The following is a 17685-nucleotide window of genomic DNA, read 5'->3' on the forward strand; positions in this document are numbered from 1 at the left end:
TCTGCCAAAGTAGTGCTAGGCTTCGTAGCCCGGATGGAGCGCAAGCGAAATCCGGGTTCGCGCCCGCGCAACGACTCCCGGATTACGCTTGCGCTCCATCCGGGCTACGCGCCGCCGCCGCCTTCCTCAGACAATCCCGGCACAGGCAATCCTCGCCCCTGACCGGCATCGGCAGCCGCGGCGTCTCCTCCGCGCACCAGCAGGTACCCGAGAGATCGCAGCCGAATTCGGTGCCGCAGCGGGAACAGGCGAGGCGGCGGGCTTGCGGTTCCGGCAACGGAGTTTCTTTCGGAATTGTCATGATTTGCGCAAAAGCCCGGCGGTCATTTTCATGTCGGGTTCATCTCCCGCTGCGGTATATTAGGCGTCGCGCGCAGCCTCGGGAAGCGGTTGGCAATGCGCGGAGGAGAAATTGATGGCCCGCGATTCGCAAGCCGCGCTGGTTGCGCTGAATCGATTCGGCTTCGGGGCCCGCGGCGGGGCATCCGGCGATCTCATCAATGCGGCCTCCGATCCCAGAGGTTTCGTCAAGGCGGAATTGGCCCGCCCCTCAGGCGTGCTGCTGGAGGCACCGGGCCTGCAATCGACGCCGCAGCTCGGGCAGGCCGTGTTCGCCTATCAGGACCAGGTCAAGCAGGCGCGCGAGGCGGCGGCGAAGGCCGGCGCGCCGACTGAAGCGCCGCCGCAGGCGCCGGCCGATCAGAAACTGCGCCGCAATCTCTCGCTGAACACGGTCGCGACCGAGATCGCCGCCGGCCAGATGGCCGAGGCGAAGCCGGCCGACAATGCGATGAAGCCCGACGCCATGCAGCCCAATGCCGCCGCGCCGCCTGCAGCAAAGCCGTCGCCGCAGCCGCTCAACGTGATCCAGAAAACCTTTCGCGCCGAGGCGCTGGCACGCGTACAGCGCGCGATCATGGTCGATTGCGGCTTCACCGAGCGTCTGGTCGTGTTCTGGTCCAACCATTTCTGCATCTCCGCGAGCAAGGGCGAGCTGGCGCGGATGTGGGCCGGCGCGTTCGAGCGCGAGGCGATCCGTCCGCACGTACTCGGGCGCTTCGCCGATATGCTCAAGGCAGTCGAGCAGCATCCGGCGATGCTGTTCTTCCTCGACAACCAGCAATCGCTTGGACCGGATTCGCGTGCAGGCCAGAATCGCAAGCGCGGGCTGAACGAAAATCTCGCGCGCGAGATCATGGAGCTGCATACGCTCGGCGTGGGCGGCGGCTATACCCAGGAGGACGTCACCTCGCTCGCGCGCATCATCACGGGCTGGACCTTCGCCAGCCGGCAGGGTCAGCTCGGGGCGCCCGGCTCGTTCGCCTTCAACGCCAATGCGCATCAGCCCGGGGCGCAGGTGCTGCTCGGCAAGACCTACGAGGCGACCGGCCTGGCGCAGGGCGAAGCCGCGCTCGCCGACATTGCGCGCCATCCCTCGACCGCGAATTTCATCGCCACCAAATTCGTCCGGCATTTCGTGGCCGACGATCCGCCGCCCGCGCTGGTTGCGCGGTTGCGCGATGTCTTCATCAAGACCGACGGCGATTTGAAGGCGCTTGCGACAGCTTTGGTCGATTCCAATGAGGCCTGGCAGGCGCCGCTGACCAAGATGCGCTCGCCTTACGATTTCCTCGTCGCGAGCGGCCGGCTGCTGGCGCGCGTGCCGGAGGATCCCGGTGGTTATCTCGGCAATCTGAACCTGCTCGGCCAACCCTTGTGGACACCGGCCGGACCGAACGGTTTCCCCGACACGTCGGCAGCCTGGGCCGCGCCCGAGGGTATGAAGCTCCGGCTCGACATTGCCTCGCAGATGGGCGCTCGGCTCGGGCCGAACATCGATCCGCTCGATCTTCTGGAATTCGCCGCGGCCGATGCGGCCTCAGCCGAAACGCGGCGAACTATCGAGCGCGCGGAATCGCGCCAGCAGGCGCTGGCATTGCTGCTGATGTCGCCGGAAATGCAGAGGAGATGATGATGATCGACTGCGTCGAGAACCGGCTCCTCACTTCGCGCCGCGGCCTTCTGCTCGGCGGCGCCTCCTTTGCGGCCTGGGCCTATTTGCCGAAATTCGCGCGCGCGGCCGACGGACGCGATCCCCAGCTGGTCGTGGTGATCCTGCGCGGCGCGCTCGACGGGCTCGCGACCGTCGCGCCGATCGGGGATCCCGATTATGCCGGCCTGCACGGATCGATCGCACTCACGGCGGATGGCGCGCATCCCGCGCTGATGCTCGACAGCTTCTTCGGGCTGCATCCGTCGATGCCGGAATTTGCGCGGATGTATCGCGCGCAGCATGCCACGGTGATCCATGCGGTGGCGACGCCGTATCGCGATCGTTCGCATTTCGACGGCCAGGATGTGCTCGAGAGCGGCTACGCCGGCCCGGGCCGCGTTCAGTCCGGCTGGCTCAATCGCGCGCTGGAAGTGCTGCCGCGCGGCGAGCGCGTGTCGAGCGGACTTGCGGTTGGCCCGACCACGCCGCTGGTGCTGCGCGGCAATGCGCCGACGGTTGGCTGGGCGCCGGTCGCGCTGCCGCAAGCCGACGACGACACCGCGATGCGGCTCGTCGATCTCTACCGTCATCGCGATCCCGCTTTGGCCTCGGCGCTGTCGCAAGGTCTGCAATTGGAAAAAGCGGCATCCGGCGACGACATGAAGCCGAAGCCCGGCAATCAGGTTGCGCAGATGCGCCAGGTCGCGCGCGGCGCCGCAAAGCTGATGGCCGCCGATGATGGTCCGCGCATCGCCGCACTCGCCTTCGACGGCTGGGATACCCATGCCAACGAGGGCGGCCCCGTCGGACGTCTCGCCTTCCTGCTCGGCGGTCTCGACGGCGCGCTCGCCGAATTCGAAAGCGGCCTGGGCGATCGCTGGCGCGACACCGTCGTCGTCGTCGCCACCGAATTCGGCCGCACCGCGCGCATCAACGGCACCGACGGCACCGACCACGGCACCGGCACCATCGCCCTGCTCGCCGGCGGCGCGGTGAAAGGCGGCCGCGTCATCTCCGACTGGCCCGGCCTCAAGCCCGCCAACCTCTATGAGGCCCGCGACCTCAAGCCCACCACAGATCTCCGCTCCGTGATCAAGGGCGTGCTGCAGGGACAATTCGGCCTGTCGGATCAGGTGCTGGCCCAGACAGTCTTCCCCGACAGCGCAACTGCACGGCCGATGAAGGGGCTGATGGCTTAGCAGCCACCATCGTCATTCTGCGCCCGCGCCTTGCGGTGCGTCGCGGAATGACGACATGATTGCGTGAGCATCAGGAGATCACCCGCATGTACATCGCCATGAACCGCTTCCGCGTCACCAAAGGCTCCGAGGCTGCCTTCGAGCAGGTCTGGGCGTCGCGCGACACGCATCTGGACAAGGTGCCGGGCTTCGTCGAATTCCATCTGCTGAAAGGGCCCGAGCTCGAGGACCACACGCTCTACGCCTCGCACACCGTGTGGGCGAACCATGCGGCCTTCGAGGCCTGGACCAAGTCGGAGGCGTTCCGCGCGGCGCATGCCCGCGCCGGCGACAACAAGCCGCTTTATCTCGGCCATCCCCAGTTCGAAGGTTTCGAGGTCAAGCAGACCGTCGGACGCGGCGCCAAGTAGCGCCGCGTTCCAAAAGATCAGCCCTTCGTGATCCCATCTATCTCGGCAACATCGTCCGCGCTGAGCTGCCAGGCGATCGCCTTGACGTTCTGCTCGACCTGCTCGACGCGCGTGGCGCCTGCGATCACGCTCGAGACCTGCGGGCGCGCGGCGAGCCAGGAGAAGGCGAGCTCGAGCATCGAATGGCCGCGGGCCTTCGCGAAGGCCTGGAGCTTCTCGACGATGTCCTCATTGCGCGGCGTGACGTAGCGGTCGCGCAGCGCCGGCGCCTTGCCGAAGCGCGTGTCGGCGGGGGCGGCTGCGCCGCGCTGGTATTTGCCGGTCAAGAGGCCGCTTGCCAGCGGGAAGAACGGCAGCAGGCCGAGCTTGTATTCCTGGGCTGCGGGCAGCAGATCCTTCTCGATGTCGCGGACGACGAGGCTGTACTCGTCCTGGGCCGAGACGAAGCGGCTGACATTCATCGCCCGCGCGGTGAACTCGGCCTCCGCGATGCGCCACACCGGAAAGTTGGAGTGGCCGATGTAGCGGACCTTGCCCTGGCGGACGAGATCGTCGAGCGCGCGCAGCGTCTCCTCCAGCGGTGTCAGCGGATCGTAATCATGCTGCTGGTAGAGATCGATGTAGTCGGTCTTGAGCCGCGTCAGGCTGGCCTCGACCGCGTTCATGATGTAGCGGCGCGAAGCGCCCTGCTTGGTGCCGTCGGCCGCCATCGGCTTGGAATATTTGGTGGCGAGCACGATGTCCTTGCGGCGGTCGCCGAGCACGGTGCCGAGCACTGTCTCCGAGCCGCCCTGGCCCGCATAGATGTCGGCGGTGTCGAACAGCGTGATGCCGAGATCGATGGCGCGATGGATCACCTTGCGCGAGGTTTCCAGGTCGGTGCGCTGGCCGAAATTGTTGCAGCCGAGCCCGACTGCGGACACGCGCAGGCCGGAGCCGCCGAGATTACGAATTTCCATGGGAGATCCTGTCAGAAAAGAGCAGGCACCCATTGTGACCGCGGTGCACCGCACCGGCAAGCGGCTGGCTGCGTTGCAGCCATGCTGGAGGGAACTGCGGACAAAAAAATGCGGCCCCAGTCAGACGCGGCGACTGACGGGGACCGCTTGGGGCGCTTGATCGGTGACGGGGGGCCTGATCAGACGCAACTGCAACCTAATCCCGGTGTGTTACGTGCCGGTGACACGCAAAGTTATCCACAGGGCGTCTGCCCCGGCAAAATCAGAAGATCTTGCGATAGACGATGAAGCCGGAGCGTTCCGCGACCTTGTCGTACAGGCTCTGCGCCGTGGTGTTGGTCTCATGCGTCTGCCAGTAGACGCGTGGCGCGCCCGCGAGCTTTGCACGCTCATAGACGCCGTAGATCAGCGCGGAGGCGACGCCCTTGCCGCGCGAAGCTTCCAGCGTGAACAGATCCTGCAGATAGCACGACGGCTCGATCGCGGTGGTGCTGCGATGGAACAGATAGTTCGTCATGCCGAGCAGGCGGCCGTCGCTCTCGGCGACCAGCCCATGCACCGGCTCGTAGGCATCGAAGAAGCGCTGCCATGTCACCTCCGTAATCTCAGGCGAGAGCGCGGTCGGACCGGAGCGGCCGTAGAAGGCGTTGTAGCCGTCCCACAGCGGCAGCCATTGATCGTAATCCTGGCGAGTGACGGAGCGAATAGTGAGCGACATCTGGGAAATCCGCGATCGATGAGACGCCCTTCATACGTGATGATGGGCGCATCGATCAATTGCGATGTCGCGCATCACTCCGCAACACGCAGATACCGGATCAGATTGCGCCCCGTCGGATCGCGCAACGCGCGATAATAGTCGGCGCGCGCCGGCGCGTCGGTGTGGCGCACGAGGTCGGTCACCGGCGTGTAGCTCAGCATGCGGCCGCCGTCGGGTAGCGCGGCGCAGACGAAGCGCAGCACCTCGCCATTGCGCAAATTGATATTGATCGGCGTCGCGTCGCCGATCCGCACCATCTCCATTCGCCGCGCGATGAAGGTGCTGAGTTCATCCTCGGGCAATTCGAACGCGCCGGTATCGCGGCCGTGATACATCAGCGCAATGAAGGGTGGCTTGCCGTCGGCCACTTCATCCGGCAGCGCAAAGTAGTCGCGAAAGGCGCGGTTGATGAATTCGGCGCGGGTCTCGGCATCGAGCAGCACGATGCCGATATCGACCTGGTCGAGCGCGGCCGACAGCCGCGCGGCGGTGGCGTGGTTGCGCTGCTCAGTGGCAAAGGCATCGACCAGGCGCTCGCGCATCAGCCCTGTTATGCCTGCGGTGCCGGCGGTCGTGAGCGCGAGCATGCCGAGCGGCACGAGATCGGTCACGTCAAAGCCGGGCGCGGAGCGGTGGCTGAGCGCGAGCAACGTCGCGCCGATTACGGCGATGCCCGCGCTGCCAAGCGCAGACGCAAAGCCCGAGAGCGAGCCGGCCAACGCCACGATGCCAACGAACAGCGGTGCAAGCGACAGCGCAGGAGCATGACGGTCGAGCAGGATCGCCAGCAGTGCGATCGCTGCCGTTAGCACGGGACCGGAAATGGCACGCCATCCGAACCGCATGGGCCCTCGCTCATTCCTCCCTGAACGAGATAAGGCCGTCAGACTGACCGATGGTTGCGCAAGCGCAATCCGATTTCGCGCGGTGCGCTTAAGGGACGCTTGCCTGCGTTCCCAAAGCTTTCGGATGATTTTAGACCAAATGGGTATGCATGATGCCGGTGCTGCAGCGCGGGCGCAATCCACGTTGACGTCCCCGGGCCCTTGCGGGTGCCGACGAAAATCAAAAGCGACGCCGCGACCAGGATGGCCGCAGTTAGCGTGATTGCAACGATGACCACAGGCGATTTCATCACTGTCCTGTCGCGATGCCGGTCGGCGCGGGTCCCGCCGCGCCGCGAAGGCTGGTCCAGGATGAAACGGGGATCAGACCGGCAGGCCCATCGCCATGGTCGCCTTGGTCGACAGCACCGTGAGGGTGACGATCAGACACAACGAGACGGCGGCGACGGCGAGCGAGGCCGCGACCGCGTTGGTCAGCCGGGGAGACGAGACGGTATCGGTTTGGCCCTGAAAGCCGACCGTGCCGGACGCCCGCATCATGGGTCTAAATCCTTCAACGTGCGGGCGAATCACCCGCGACGCCGAACAACTTCACAATTTCAACTGGCAATATTGGGGCGGTTGTCGCACCGAAAATGGCGGGATTGCGGCAAAGGTTAACGCTATGCCCGCTATTTCTTAACAGCGCACCGGTTTTCAGGCCCCGGCGGCGATGCTGGCGGTGTCGTCGATGTCGGCGGGGCGCCAGTCCATCGCCACGAAACCGGGCGCCGCCTCGACCCGCTTCAGCCAGTCCTGGATTGCCGGGAAGGGCGCAAGGTCGAAATCGCAGCGGTCGGCGAGGTGGGTGTAGCCGTACAGCGCAATGTCGGCGACCGTGAGCTGGCGGGCGGCGAAATAGGCGTTGGTCTTGAGGTGGTTTTCCATCACCTGGAGCGCGCCATAGCCGCGCTCCATCCAGTCCTCCAGTGCGTGGGTCTGCAGGTCGCGGCCGCCCTTGACCAGCGACAGCCAGAAATAGGCGGCACCGATATTGGGCTCGAGCGCGTGCTGCTCGAAGAACATCCATTGCAGCGCCTCGGCGCGATCGATGCGGTTCTCCGGCGCCAGCGGCGTGCCGACGGCGACGTACCAGAGGATGGCGTTGGACTCGGCGAGATACCGATCGTCGCCGACCTCGAGCAGCGGCACCTGTCCGGACGGGTTCTTTGCCAGGAAGTCCGGCGTCTTGCTCTCGCCGCGCAGAATGTCCACCTCGATGGGTTCGTAGGGCACGTTCAACAGCGCCAGCGCAAGGCGGACCTTGTAGCTGTTGCCCGAGCGTTGCATCGAATAGAGCTTGTACATTCTGGGAGTTCGATTCCGAGGGACGGTAAGGCGCGGCGCTTGTTGTCCCGCACCGCGGCTAAACAATGATGCCGATGCGAATCCGCCGCAAGGGCTGCCCCATAGAAAAATTCGAAAACCCTACCGCACTGCAACGCTGCGGAAGATCATGTTCGTGCGACGCTGCAAATCAGATCACGCTTGCGTCAACGTGCACGACACATCGCTTCGCGCGATCGTGTGCGACGCGGTGACGGGTCACGAATCCGCCGCCGATTGACGATCGGCCGCAGGCCTTGCACGTCAGCCCGCCGTCAGTGTTGTGGTGCTCGCGCGGCTTCAGAATTGCTCCGAGGACAAGCCTTGCCGGATATGAGCGGTTTGCCCGGCAAAGTTGCGGAAAATTGCGGGAAATCAGCCTTGAAACGCTCCAGATCCCGTAAACTTTTCCGAGATCGGGCCGAAGTTTCTTGCGGTGCAGCGGCACACGTTTTAGGGTGCTGTATTCCCACAATTGGAGTCGTGAGGCCAAAGGGTTCACGACGCTTGTCAGGAGATGACGATGGCCTTCCTTGCTGCTGCGCTCGACCGTGTGAAGCCGTCCGCGACCATCGCGGTCACGGATAAAGCACGCGCGCTGAAAGCGGCGGGCCGCAACGTCATCGGCCTCGGCGCCGGCGAGCCCGACTTCGACACGCCTGCCAACATCAAGCTGGCGGCGATCCACGCCATCGAATCCGGCAAGACCAAGTACACCGCGGTCGACGGCATTCCCGAGCTGAAGGACGCGATCATCGCGAAGTTTCAGCGCGAGAACGGCGTCGCCTACAAGCCGAACCAGATCATCGTCGGCACCGGCGGCAAGCAGGTGCTCTACAACGCGCTGATGGCGACCATCAATCCCGGCGACGAGGTGATCATCCCGGCGCCGTATTGGGTCAGCTATCCCGAGATGGTGGCGCTCGCCGGCGGCGAGCCGGTGCCGGTGGTCTGCACCGCCGCGGCTGGCTTCAAGCTCCAGGCCGAAGCGCTCGATCGCGCGATCACGCCGAAGACCAAATGGGTGATCCTGTGCTCGCCGTCGAACCCGACCGGTGCGGCCTATACGCGTGCGGAGTTGAAGGCGCTCACCGACGTGCTGGTCAAGCATCCGCATGTGTGGGTGATGACCGACGACATGTACGAGCACCTCGTCTATGACGACTTCCAGTTCACCACTGTCGCGCAGGTCGAGCCCAGCCTCTACGACCGCACGCTCACCGTGAACGGCGTGTCGAAAGCCTATTGCATGACCGGCTGGCGCATCGGTTACGCCGGTGGTCCCGCGCAGCTGATCAAGGCGATGTCGACCATTCAGTCGCAATCGACCTCGAACCCGTCCTCGATCTCGCAGTGGGCGTCGGTGGAAGCGCTGAACGGTCCGCAGGATTTCATCGCCGCCAACAACAAGGTGTTCAAGGAGCGCCGCGATCTCGTCGTCTCCATGCTCAACCAGGCCAAGGGCATCGAGTGCCCGCGTCCCGAAGGTGCGTTCTATGTCTATCCGTCCTGCGCCGGCACGATCGGCAAGACCGCGCCGTCGGGCAATGTGATCGGTAACGACGAGCAGTTCGTCACCGAGTTGCTGGAGACCGAAGGCGTCGCCGTGGTGCAGGGTTCGGCCTTCGGCCTCGGCCCGGCCTTCCGCATCTCCTACGCGACCAAGACCTCGGACCTCGAAGATGCCTGCAAGCGCATCCAGCGCTTCTGCGGCAACCTGCGCTAAGCTTGCAGTAACGATCCGACATGAAAGGGCCCGCTCGCTGCGGGCCCTTTTTCTTTGAGGCACGCGTGATCTGGCACCACCGCAACTATTGTGGCATAGACCATCGCGCGCCTCGGGAATGGCGCCTGCTCTGCTCGCATCACATTCATAGCCGGAGATATTTCATGCGCCGCTCACTCCTCCTTGCCGGACTTGCTGCCGCCAGCCTCGTTGCCTCCGTCGTGGGCGCCAGCGCGCAGTCGCGGTTGGTGCAGGTCGGCGTGCTCGAATGCCGCGGCGGCGCCAGCGTTGGCCTCGTGGTCGGATCGGTGACCAATCTCGGCTGCGTGCTGCGCGTCGATGGCGTGCCCGACGACCGCTACGTCGCGACGATCCGCAAAGTCGGCATCGACCTCGGCATCACCCAAGAGACCGCGCTCGCCTGGGGCGTGTTCGCGCCGGTCAACCGGCTCGGCCCCGGCGATCTTTCCGGCAATTATGGCGGTGCGCAGGGCAGCGCCTCGGTCGGCGTCGGTCTCGGCGGCAACGTGCTGGTCGGCGGCTCCAACAATTCGATCGCGCTCCAGCCGCTCAGCGTGCAGGGCCAGGTCGGCCTCAACGTTGCGGCCGGACTCGAAAGCCTGGAACTCCGTCCGGGCCGCTAACGATTTGAAATTGCGTGAAACGCGCCGTTCCAGCGGCGCGTTTCCGTAACGACGCACCGCAGCGACGTTTGACGCTTGCCAAATCTCGGGGACGGGCAGAGCATCTGCGTTTGCCGACCCAATCATGGGCCGAGCTCCACACCAAGGAGGCGGCGAATGGGACAAGACGTCAGAAGTCCCCGAGGTCCACGGTGCATTGCACTGGTGGGCCCATTCCAAAGCGGTAAAACCACACTTCTCGAAGCGATCCTGGCGCGAACGGGCGCAATCCCGCGCGCCGGCAGCGTCGATGCCGGAACTTCCGTCGGCGACGCCACGCCTGAGGCCCGTCATCACAAGATGAGTGTTGGCCTGACTGCCGCCACCACGAGTTTCATGGGCGACAGCTACACCTTCCTGGATTGTCCCGGTTCCGTCGAGTTCGCTCACGATATGCGCGCCGCGCTTCCTGCCGTCGACGCCGCGATCGTGGTCTGCGAGGCCGACGAGAAGAAGCTGCCGCAGCTTCAGATCATCCTGCGCGAGCTGGAGGAGCTGAAGATTCCGCGTTTCCTGTTCCTCAACAAGATCGACCGCGCCAACAAGCGCATCCGCGAGACGCTCGCGACCCTGCAACCGGCCTCGCGCGTGCCGCTGGTGCTGCGCCAGATCCCGATCTGGAAGGGCGAGCTGATCGAGGGCTTTGTCGATCTCGCACTGGAGCGTGCGTTCGTCTATCGCGAGCACAAGGCATCCGAAGTGGTTGCGCTCGAAGGCGGCGATCTCGATCGCGAGAAGGAAGCCCGCTTCTCGATGCTGGAGAAGCTCGCCGATCACGATGACGCGCTGATGGAGCAATTGCTCGAGGACATCCCGCCGCCGCGCGACGCGGTGTTCGACGATCTCGCCCGCGAATTGCGCGAGGGGGTGATCTGCCCGGTTCTGCTCGGCGCTGCCGCGCGCGAAAACGGCGTGCTGCGTCTGATGAAGGCGCTCCGCCACGAGGCGCCCGGCATTGCGGAGACCGCCAAACGTCTCGGTGTGTCCTCCGGCAAGGACGCGCTCGGCTTCGTCTTCAAGACGCTGCACTCGCAGCACGGCGGAAAACTGTCGCTGACGCGGCTGCTCGCCGGCCATCTCGACGACGGTGCCACGCTGCAATCCGCCTCTGGCGGAACGAGCCGCATCTCCGGCATCCTCGCCGTCAACGGCGCTTACGAGAGCAAGCGTGCGTCGGCCGAAGCTGGTGACACCGTGGCGCTCGCCAAGCTCGATCCGATCAAGACCGGCGATACGGTGTCGAGCGGCAAGGCGCCGCCCGCTGGATTGGCGGCCGCAGAACCGACGCCGCCGGTGCTCGCAATTTCGGTTGCGGCCACCGACCGCAAGGACGACGTCAAGCTCGGCCAGGCGTTGATGCGGCTGCACGAGGAGGATCCGTCACTCGTCGTCGTGCAGAACCCCCAGACCCACGACACCGTGCTGTGGGGCCAGGGCGAGATGCATCTGCGTGTCGCCAGCGAGCGGTTGCGCGATCGCTTCGGCGTCAAGATCGCCTCGCATCCACCTGCGATCGGCTACCAGGAGACCATCCGCAAGCCGATCGTCCAGCGCGGCCGCCACAAGAAGCAATCCGGCGGTCACGGCCAGTTCGGCGATGTCGTGCTCGACATTAAGCCGCTGCCGCGCGGCGAGGGCTTCAAGTTCACCGAGAAGGTGGTCGGCGGCGCGGTACCGCGCAACTATATCGGCGCGGTGGAAGAGGGCGTTGTCGACGGGCTCACCCGCGGCCCGCTCGGTTTCCCCGTCACCGATCTGCAGGTGACGCTGACCGACGGCTCCTATCACAGCGTTGATTCCTCCGATCTCGCCTTCCGCACGGCGGCGCGGGTCGGTCTCAACGAAGGCTTGCCGCAATGCCAATCGGTGCTGCTGGAGCCGATCCACGTGGTCGAGATCGTCTGTCCGACCGATGCCACCGCCAAGATCAACGCGATCCTGTCGGCGCGGCGCGGCCAGATCCTCGGCTTCGACACCCGCGACGGCTGGAGCGGCTGGGACTGCGTCCGCGCCATGATGCCGGAAGCCGAGATTGGCGAGCTCATCGTCGAGCTGCGCTCGGCCACGGCAGGCGCCGGCAGCTTCACCCGTCAGTTCGACCACATGGCCGAAGTCACGGGCCGCGCCGCCGACCAGATCATCGCCGCGCATCAGCACGCGGCGTGAGCTGTTAGGGAAACATTGCTCTCTCCTCTTCTCGCATTTGCGGGGAGAGGAGAGGTAGGTCCGCGCCGTCTCCACGCGTCTTTGCGAGCGCAGCGAAGCCTTAACTCCGTCATCCCCGCGCAACGGCGAAGCCGTTTTCGCTGGAGGTGCGAGTTGCGCAGTGCATTTGCACTGCGCGGCGAGCCTCGAAGGATGCACGGCCCCGCTGCTGCATCCGGGCCGTCGCCCTTCGAGGGCCGCTAAAGAAGCGGCCACCTCAGGGTGACGGTATGGAGACAAGTGCTCGCAGTGACGGAGGAGGCGGAGAGGCCCCTTGCGCTCACTCCGAGTTGATGTATTTTACATCATTGTACATGCTTTAGATATCACTTATAACCGTTGACACGTGAGGCCAAGGTGATCACGTCATTCCAGATGCGGGCAGCCCGCGCGCTGCTCGGCATTGACCAGAAAACCTTGGCCGAGCTCGCCGGCGTGTCGCTGCCGACCATCCAGCGGATGGAAGCCTCTACCGGCAACGTGCGCGGCGTGGTCGAGACCTTGATGAAGGTGGTCGAGGCGTTCGAGCGGGCCGGCGTCGAGCTGATCGGCGAACAGGCGCGCAGCGACAGCGGCGGACGTGGCGTTCGGCTGAGAGAGCCGGGGCCGCCGCGCAAGGTGGGAGCATGATCTGCGGATGATCGTGCTCGAGAGCATGAACTAACGCACCGTCGCGCCCCAGTACGCGGCCGCACGATGCATCGGAGCATTGTGGGCATGAGCATCACGGGCGAACAGGCAAGCAAGCTGCACCAGCTTCGTCAGCCGACCTTTACCGAACTCTATATGCCAAAGCTCGTGACCGTCTGGCGCGAGGGCTATGGCTTGGCGGATCTTCGCGCCGATGTGTTCGCGGGCCTTACGGTCGCGATCGTCGCGCTGCCGTTGTCGATGGCGATCGCGATCGCCTCGGGCGTGACGCCCGACCGCGGCCTCTACACCGCCGTGGTCGGCGGCTTCATCGCGTCACTGCTCGGCGGCAGCCGATTTCAGGTCGGCGGACCGGCCGGCGCCTTCATCGTGCTGGTTGCGGCGACCGCGGACCGTCACGGCGTCGACGGCGTGATCCTCGCCACCTTTATGGCGGGCCTGTTCCTGATCGCCGCGGGCTTCCTCCGCATCGGCACCTACATCAAGTTCATTCCCTATCCGGTGACGGTCGGCTTCACCGCCGGCATCGCCGTGATCATCTTCGCAAGCCAGTTGCGCGATCTCGGCGGCATCACGCTCGCGGGGAAAGAGCCCAGCGAGTTCGTGCCGAAACTCGTCGCGCTCGCGGGAGGCCTGAACACCATCAATCCCTCCGCAATTGTGGTCGCCGTCGTCAGCATTGCCATCATCGCCGGCTTGCGGCGCTGGCGCCCGTCCTGGCCCGGCATCCTGATCGCGGTCGTGCTCGCGGCGATCGCGACGGCTGCACTGTCGCTGCCGATCGAGACGATCGGATCGCGCTTCGGTGGCATTCCGCGCGAATTGCCGTCGCCGGCGCTGCCGGCGTTCTCGCTTGCCAAGGCAAAGGCGGTGCTGCCGGATGCGATCTCGTTCGCGCTGCTCGCGGCCATCGAATCGCTGCTGTCGGCAGTGGTCGCCGACGGCATGACCGGGCGCCGTCACCGCTCCAATTGCGAACTCGTCGCGCAAGGCGCCGCCAATGTCGGCGCGGCGCTGTTTGGCGGCATCTGCGTCACCGGCCTGATCGCGCGTACCGCCACCAACATCCGCGCCGGCGCGCGTGGGCCGCTGGCGGGCATGCTGCATTCCGTCTTCCTGCTGCTGTTCATGGTGGTCGCGGCGCCGCTGGCGAGCTACATCCCGCTCGCCGCGCTTGCCGCCGTGCTCGTCGTCGTGGCCTGGACCATGGCGGAGAAGCAGGAATTCGCGACGCTGTTGCGTTCCTCCTGGGGCGATGCCGTCGTGCTGCTCGCAACCTTCCTGCTCACCATCTTCCGCGATCTGACCGAAGGCATATTGGTAGGCTTCGCGCTCGGCGCGGTGCTGTTCATCCATCGCATGGCGGAGATGACCGGCATCGAGGAGCACTCGCCCCTGGTGGCGGACGATCGCCCCGATGACGGCAATGGCGAGCGCGTGCGCTACGATTCCGGGCTCGCGGTGGATCGCGACGTGCTGGTCTATCGCATCACCGGCGCGTTCTTCTTCGGTGCGGCGTCTGCAATCGGAGGCGTGCTCGACGGCATCGCCGACAAGCGCAAGGGCCTTGTGGTCGATTTCGCCGCGGTGCCATTCCTGGATTCCACGGCGGCGAACGTGCTCGGCCGCGTCGCCGCCAAGTCCCACCGCCAGGGCATCAGGCTGTTCATCACCGGGGCGTCGCCCGCCGTCCGCCGCGCGCTGCTGACCCACGGCGTAACTCCGCCGCTGGCGCGCTATCGCGAAACGATCGAGCGCGCGGTCGCCGACATCAAGGCAGCCCCCGGCGTGAATGCGTCCGCGGTCGACGAACCCGTCGGCTAGCCACGCACCCTTCTCAAGCCGGCCGATTTGTTCGACACTGTCGCGACGTCACGGCGATGGTACATGGGGGATGCTGGACTCGCGTCGCAACATTGTGCTGGCCTGCGCGCTCAGCGGGCTTGCGGGTTATGTCGACGGCATCGGCTTCCTGCATCTCGGCGGCCTGTTCGTCTCGTTCATGAGCGGCAACTCCACGCGCCTCGGCGTCAGCCTTGCGGAGGCGCAGTGGTGGCAGGCGGCCGGCGCGCTCGGCCTGATCGCGCTGTTCGTCGTGGGCGCGGCAGCCGGCAGCCTTGTGGTGCTTGGCGGCGGCACCGAGCGGCAGCCCGGGCTGCTCCTGATCGAAGCCGTGCTGCTCGCCGCGGCCGCACTCTGCCACGCCGACGGCCTGCCGAACCTCGCGATCGCATGCATCGTGCTCGCGATGGGTCTGGAGAATGCCGTGTTCCAGATCGACGGCGGGGCCGGCCTCGGCCTCACCTATGTCACGGGCGCGCTGGTCAAGGCCGGCCAGCTCCTCGCAGTCAGCCTGACCGGCGGTCCGCGCTGGAGCTGGGCGCCGAACCTGCTGATGTGGGCGGCGCTGGTTGCGGGCTCCGCGGCCGGTGCGCTTGCCTATGCCTGGATCAATCTCGCGGCAATCTGGTTTGCCGCCGGCGCGGCGCTGGCGCTGGCCGCGATCATCACTGCCGTGATGCGGCGCCCGCGCGCTTGACAGCGCCTGCCGGACGCGAAATGGATCGCCTCCCGCACACTCTTTTTGGGGACGAGATCGTGACCAAGGCTCCCGCAGCCTGCTTGATCGGATGGCCGGCCGCGCATTCGCGCTCGCCGCTGATTCATCATTATTGGCTGCGCACGCTCGGCATCGCGGGCGGCTATGTCATCGAGGCCGTTCCGCCCGAGGATTTGCGCGATTTCGTGCTGCGGCTGTCGCTGCGCGGTTTTGTCGGCGCCAATGTCACCATTCCGCACAAGGTCGGCGTGCTGGCGCTATCGACCCCCGATGCGCGTGCCAAGGCCGTGGGCGCCGCCAACACGCTGTGGTTTGCCGACGGTGAGCTGCGCTCGACCAACACCGATGTCGAGGGATTTCTCGGCAATCTCGATGCCAGCGCGCCCGGTTGGGACAAGGCGGACGAAGCGCTGGTGCTGGGGGCCGGCGGCTCCTCGCGCGCGATCGTGTTCGGCCTGCTCGAGCGCGGCTTTGGCCGGGTCCATCTCGCCAACCGCACCCTGGCGCGGGCCGTGGGGCTGGCCGCGGAATTCGGGCCGAACGTGCATCCGCTGGCCTGGGACGGGATCAACGACGTCCTGCCGCGGGCAAAACTTCTCGTGAACACGACCTCGCTTGGCATGCACGGCCAGCCCGCGCTCGAGGTCGATGCGGCGCGGTTGCCGCAAGCGGCCGTCGTCGCCGACCTCGTCTATGTTCCGCTGGTGACGCCGCTGCTTGGGGCCGCCAGGGCCCGCGGGCTGAAGACCGCCGACGGGCTCGGCATGCTCCTCCACCAGGCCGTGCGCGGCTTCGAGCTGTGGTTCGGCCGGAGGCCCGAGGTGACCGCGGAACTGCGCGCGCTGGTCGAGGCCGATCTCACAAAGACTTGAAAGAATAGTGCGCCGTCTGCGGCGTTCACTATCCGTGGGGACTATCGGAGACAATCATGACGATCCAACGTGCCAATTTCATGCGCCCGCTCATCGCTGTTGCGATGGTGGCTGCTTCCACCTTTGCTGCCGTCGCGCAAAAGGCGCCGGTGCCGACCCGCGTGCGCGGCACAATCGAGAACGTCGAGGGCGACACCCTGCTGGTCAAGTCGCGCACCGGTGAAGACGTCAAGCTTCACATCGCACCCGATCTGCGCGTGGCAGGTATCACCAAAATTTCGCTCGCTGACATCAAGGTCGGCTCCTTCGTCGGCGCCACCACCGTGCCGGGACCGGATGGTGGCAACAATGCCGTCGAGGTGCACGTGTTTCCTGAGAGCATGCGCGGCACCGGTGAAGGCTCGCGGCCCTATGATCTGAAGCCAAACTCCAGCATGACCAACGCCACGGTGTCGGAAAGCGTGGTCGGCAACGACGGCCATACTTTGCTCGTGAAATACAAGGATGGCGAGAAGAAGGTGTTCGTCTCGGATATGACGCCGGTGGTGACCTATGTGCCTGGCGACAAGTCTGAACTGAAGGCGGGCGCCAAGGTCATCGCGTTCATGAAGCAATTGCCCGATGGCTCGTTCGAGACCGATCGCGTTAATGTCGGCCTCGATGGCTTGACCCCGCCGATGTGATCGAACTTTCCCGGAATAGCGGCGGTCATGCGGTGTTTGCCGTGTGATCGCCGCAACATGCCCGAAGGGACAAGGCCATGCCGACACTGACCAACTGGATGCCACGCGCCGCCGTGGCCGCATTCGCTACCTTTATCGCCGTATCAGCCGTCTCGGCCCAGCAGCAGACGTCGATGGTCCGCATCCGCGGCACCATCGAAAGCGTCGACGGCAGCACGCTCGGCATCAAGACGCGCGAGGGCGCTGACGTGAAAGTGAAGATGACCGACAACGTCGCCGTCTTCGCGGTGGTGAAGACGCAGCTCTCCGAGATCAAGGAGGGTTCCTATATCGGCGTCACCGCCATGCCCGAGCCCGACGGCACGCAGAAGGCCATCGCCGTCCACATCTTCCCGGAAAACCAGCGCGGCGCCGCCGAAGGTTTCCGCCCCTGGGATGCCCGCGCCAACTCGACCATGACCAACGCCACCGTGGCGCAGACGGTCAAGGGCACCGACGGCCAGAACATCACGGTCAAATACAAGGACGGCGAGAAGAAAGTCGTGGTGCCGCCGGAGACCCCGATCGTCACCTTCGTCGCCAGCGACAAGTCCGAGATCAAGCCCGGCGCCAAGCTGATCATCTTCGGCGCGGCGAAGAAGGATGACGGCACGCTGGAGGCGAACCGCGTCAATGTCGGCCGCGACGGCGTGACGCCACCGATGTGAGCGACTGAGCGCTGAACTCGTAGGGTGGGCAAAGGCGCACTTGCGCCGTGCCCACCACATCGCGCGT

General features: G+C 65.6%; 18 protein-coding genes. 12 read left to right on the plus strand and 6 right to left on the minus strand.

The features are described from left to right. Positions 1-82: 82 nt before the first annotated feature. Positions 83-301, minus strand: coding sequence for a cysteine-rich CWC family protein (locus FXB40_RS49445; protein WP_148775605.1), 219 nt, complete (start codon positions 299-301; stop codon positions 83-85). 114 nt (positions 302-415) lie between these two features. On the opposite strand from FXB40_RS49445, the gene FXB40_RS29385 reads away from it, so the two are divergent. From FXB40_RS29385 to hmuQ, 3 genes are all read left to right on the plus strand, one after another. After that, a complete protein-coding gene (locus FXB40_RS29385; protein WP_148775606.1) occupies positions 416-1972 on the plus strand; it encodes a DUF1800 domain-containing protein in 1557 nt (518 codons plus the stop codon). Between the two features lie 2 nt (positions 1973-1974). Further along, positions 1975-3192, plus strand: coding sequence for a DUF1501 domain-containing protein (locus FXB40_RS29390; RefSeq protein ID WP_187437223.1), 1218 nt, complete (start codon positions 1975-1977; stop codon positions 3190-3192). An 86-nt stretch (positions 3193-3278) separates the two neighbouring features. Further along, positions 3279-3602, plus strand: a complete 324-nt coding sequence (hmuQ, locus tag FXB40_RS29395; protein WP_148775608.1) for a heme-degrading protein HmuQ — start codon at positions 3279-3281, stop codon at positions 3600-3602. 17 nt (positions 3603-3619) lie between these two features. On the opposite strand, the gene FXB40_RS29400 is transcribed toward hmuQ, so the two are convergent. The 5 genes from FXB40_RS29400 to FXB40_RS29420 all read right to left on the minus strand — a co-directional run bounded on the left by FXB40_RS29400 (position 3620) and on the right by FXB40_RS29420 (position 7513). Then, positions 3620-4561 (minus strand): aldo/keto reductase, encoded by a 942-nt coding sequence (locus FXB40_RS29400; RefSeq protein ID WP_148775609.1) that lies wholly within the window; start codon positions 4559-4561, stop codon positions 3620-3622. Positions 4562-4823: 262 nt separating this feature from the next. Then, entirely contained in the window at positions 4824-5279 is a 456-nt protein-coding gene (locus tag FXB40_RS29405; RefSeq protein WP_148775610.1) for a GNAT family N-acetyltransferase, read from the minus strand. Positions 5280-5353: 74 nt separating this feature from the next. Further along, a complete protein-coding gene (locus FXB40_RS29410) occupies positions 5354-6166 on the minus strand; it encodes a PAS domain-containing protein (protein WP_148775611.1) in 813 nt (270 codons plus the stop codon). Positions 6167-6529: 363 nt separating this feature from the next. After that, positions 6530-6706 carry a hypothetical protein gene (locus FXB40_RS48205; RefSeq protein WP_187437224.1) on the minus strand — a complete coding sequence of 59 codons (177 nt, stop codon included), beginning with the start codon at positions 6704-6706 and terminating at the stop codon, positions 6530-6532. A gap of 156 nt (positions 6707-6862) precedes the next feature. Next, positions 6863-7513: a glutathione S-transferase family protein gene (locus tag FXB40_RS29420; protein ID WP_148775612.1), complete on the minus strand. Its 651-nt coding sequence runs from the start codon at positions 7511-7513 to the stop codon at positions 6863-6865. Between the two features lie 541 nt (positions 7514-8054). Here FXB40_RS29420 and FXB40_RS29425 point away from each other — a divergent pair. The 9 genes from FXB40_RS29425 to FXB40_RS29470 all read left to right on the plus strand — a co-directional run bounded on the left by FXB40_RS29425 (position 8055) and on the right by FXB40_RS29470 (position 17618). Further along, positions 8055-9257, plus strand: a complete 1203-nt coding sequence (locus tag FXB40_RS29425) for a pyridoxal phosphate-dependent aminotransferase (RefSeq protein ID WP_148775613.1) — start codon at positions 8055-8057, stop codon at positions 9255-9257. Between the two features lie 164 nt (positions 9258-9421). Then, on the plus strand, positions 9422-9901 hold the full coding sequence (locus tag FXB40_RS29430; protein WP_148775614.1) for a DUF992 domain-containing protein: 480 nt from the start codon (positions 9422-9424) through the stop codon (positions 9899-9901). 156 nt (positions 9902-10057) lie between these two features. Beyond that, on the plus strand, positions 10058-12106 hold the full coding sequence (locus FXB40_RS29435) for an elongation factor G (RefSeq protein ID WP_148775615.1): 2049 nt from the start codon (positions 10058-10060) through the stop codon (positions 12104-12106). 396 nt (positions 12107-12502) lie between these two features. Then, positions 12503-12775: a helix-turn-helix domain-containing protein gene (locus FXB40_RS29445; protein WP_148775616.1), complete on the plus strand. Its 273-nt coding sequence runs from the start codon at positions 12503-12505 to the stop codon at positions 12773-12775. An 87-nt stretch (positions 12776-12862) separates the two neighbouring features. Next, a complete protein-coding gene (locus FXB40_RS29450) occupies positions 12863-14620 on the plus strand; it encodes a SulP family inorganic anion transporter (protein ID WP_148775617.1) in 1758 nt (585 codons plus the stop codon). A gap of 70 nt (positions 14621-14690) precedes the next feature. Further along, entirely contained in the window at positions 14691-15335 is a 645-nt protein-coding gene (locus FXB40_RS29455; RefSeq protein ID WP_148775618.1) for a YoaK family protein, read from the plus strand. A 20-nt stretch (positions 15336-15355) separates the two neighbouring features. After that, positions 15356-16228 carry a shikimate dehydrogenase gene (locus tag FXB40_RS29460; protein ID WP_148775619.1) on the plus strand — a complete coding sequence of 291 codons (873 nt, stop codon included), beginning with the start codon at positions 15356-15358 and terminating at the stop codon, positions 16226-16228. Between the two features lie 56 nt (positions 16229-16284). Continuing rightward, positions 16285-16911, plus strand: coding sequence for a hypothetical protein (locus FXB40_RS29465; protein ID WP_148775620.1), 627 nt, complete (start codon positions 16285-16287; stop codon positions 16909-16911). A gap of 77 nt (positions 16912-16988) precedes the next feature. After that, the gene (locus FXB40_RS29470) at positions 16989-17618 is read left to right on the plus strand and encodes a single stranded DNA-binding domain-containing protein (RefSeq protein ID WP_148775621.1); all 630 of its coding nucleotides are present in this window, start codon (positions 16989-16991) and stop codon (positions 17616-17618) included. Positions 17619-17685 lie beyond the last annotated feature (67 nt).

It is taken from the genome of Bradyrhizobium rifense (genome assembly GCF_008123425.1).
Lineage (GTDB): Bacteria > Pseudomonadota > Alphaproteobacteria > Rhizobiales > Xanthobacteraceae > Bradyrhizobium > Bradyrhizobium rifense.

Excerpts from the sequence above, each read along its gene's own strand:
- FXB40_RS29385 (WP_148775606.1), top strand. The coding sequence starts at position 416 with ATGGCCCGCGATTCGCAAGCCGCGCTGGTTGCGCTGAATCGATTCGGC.
- FXB40_RS29465 (WP_148775620.1), top strand. The coding sequence starts at position 16,285 with ATGACGATCCAACGTGCCAATTTCATGCGCCCGCTCATCGCTGTTGCG.
- FXB40_RS29400 (WP_148775609.1), bottom strand. The coding sequence starts at position 4,561 with ATGGAAATTCGTAATCTCGGCGGCTCCGGCCTGCGCGTGTCCGCAGTC.
- FXB40_RS29430 (WP_148775614.1), top strand. The coding sequence starts at position 9,422 with ATGCGCCGCTCACTCCTCCTTGCCGGACTTGCTGCCGCCAGCCTCGTT.
- FXB40_RS29420 (WP_148775612.1), bottom strand. The coding sequence starts at position 7,513 with ATGTACAAGCTCTATTCGATGCAACGCTCGGGCAACAGCTACAAGGTC.
- FXB40_RS29425 (WP_148775613.1), top strand. The coding sequence starts at position 8,055 with ATGGCCTTCCTTGCTGCTGCGCTCGACCGTGTGAAGCCGTCCGCGACC.
- FXB40_RS29455 (WP_148775618.1), top strand. The coding sequence starts at position 14,691 with ATGCTGGACTCGCGTCGCAACATTGTGCTGGCCTGCGCGCTCAGCGGG.
- FXB40_RS29390 (WP_187437223.1), top strand. The coding sequence starts at position 1,975 with ATGATCGACTGCGTCGAGAACCGGCTCCTCACTTCGCGCCGCGGCCTT.
- FXB40_RS29450 (WP_148775617.1), top strand. The coding sequence starts at position 12,863 with ATGAGCATCACGGGCGAACAGGCAAGCAAGCTGCACCAGCTTCGTCAG.
- FXB40_RS29470 (WP_148775621.1), top strand. The coding sequence starts at position 16,989 with ATGCCGACACTGACCAACTGGATGCCACGCGCCGCCGTGGCCGCATTC.
- FXB40_RS48205 (WP_187437224.1), bottom strand. The coding sequence starts at position 6,706 with ATGATGCGGGCGTCCGGCACGGTCGGCTTTCAGGGCCAAACCGATACC.
- FXB40_RS29460 (WP_148775619.1), top strand. The coding sequence starts at position 15,356 with ATGGATCGCCTCCCGCACACTCTTTTTGGGGACGAGATCGTGACCAAG.
- hmuQ (WP_148775608.1), top strand. The coding sequence starts at position 3,279 with ATGTACATCGCCATGAACCGCTTCCGCGTCACCAAAGGCTCCGAGGCT.
- FXB40_RS29410 (WP_148775611.1), bottom strand. The coding sequence starts at position 6,166 with ATGCGGTTCGGATGGCGTGCCATTTCCGGTCCCGTGCTAACGGCAGCG.
- FXB40_RS29405 (WP_148775610.1), bottom strand. The coding sequence starts at position 5,279 with ATGTCGCTCACTATTCGCTCCGTCACTCGCCAGGATTACGATCAATGG.
- FXB40_RS29435 (WP_148775615.1), top strand. The coding sequence starts at position 10,058 with ATGGGACAAGACGTCAGAAGTCCCCGAGGTCCACGGTGCATTGCACTG.
- FXB40_RS49445 (WP_148775605.1), bottom strand. The coding sequence starts at position 301 with ATGACAATTCCGAAAGAAACTCCGTTGCCGGAACCGCAAGCCCGCCGC.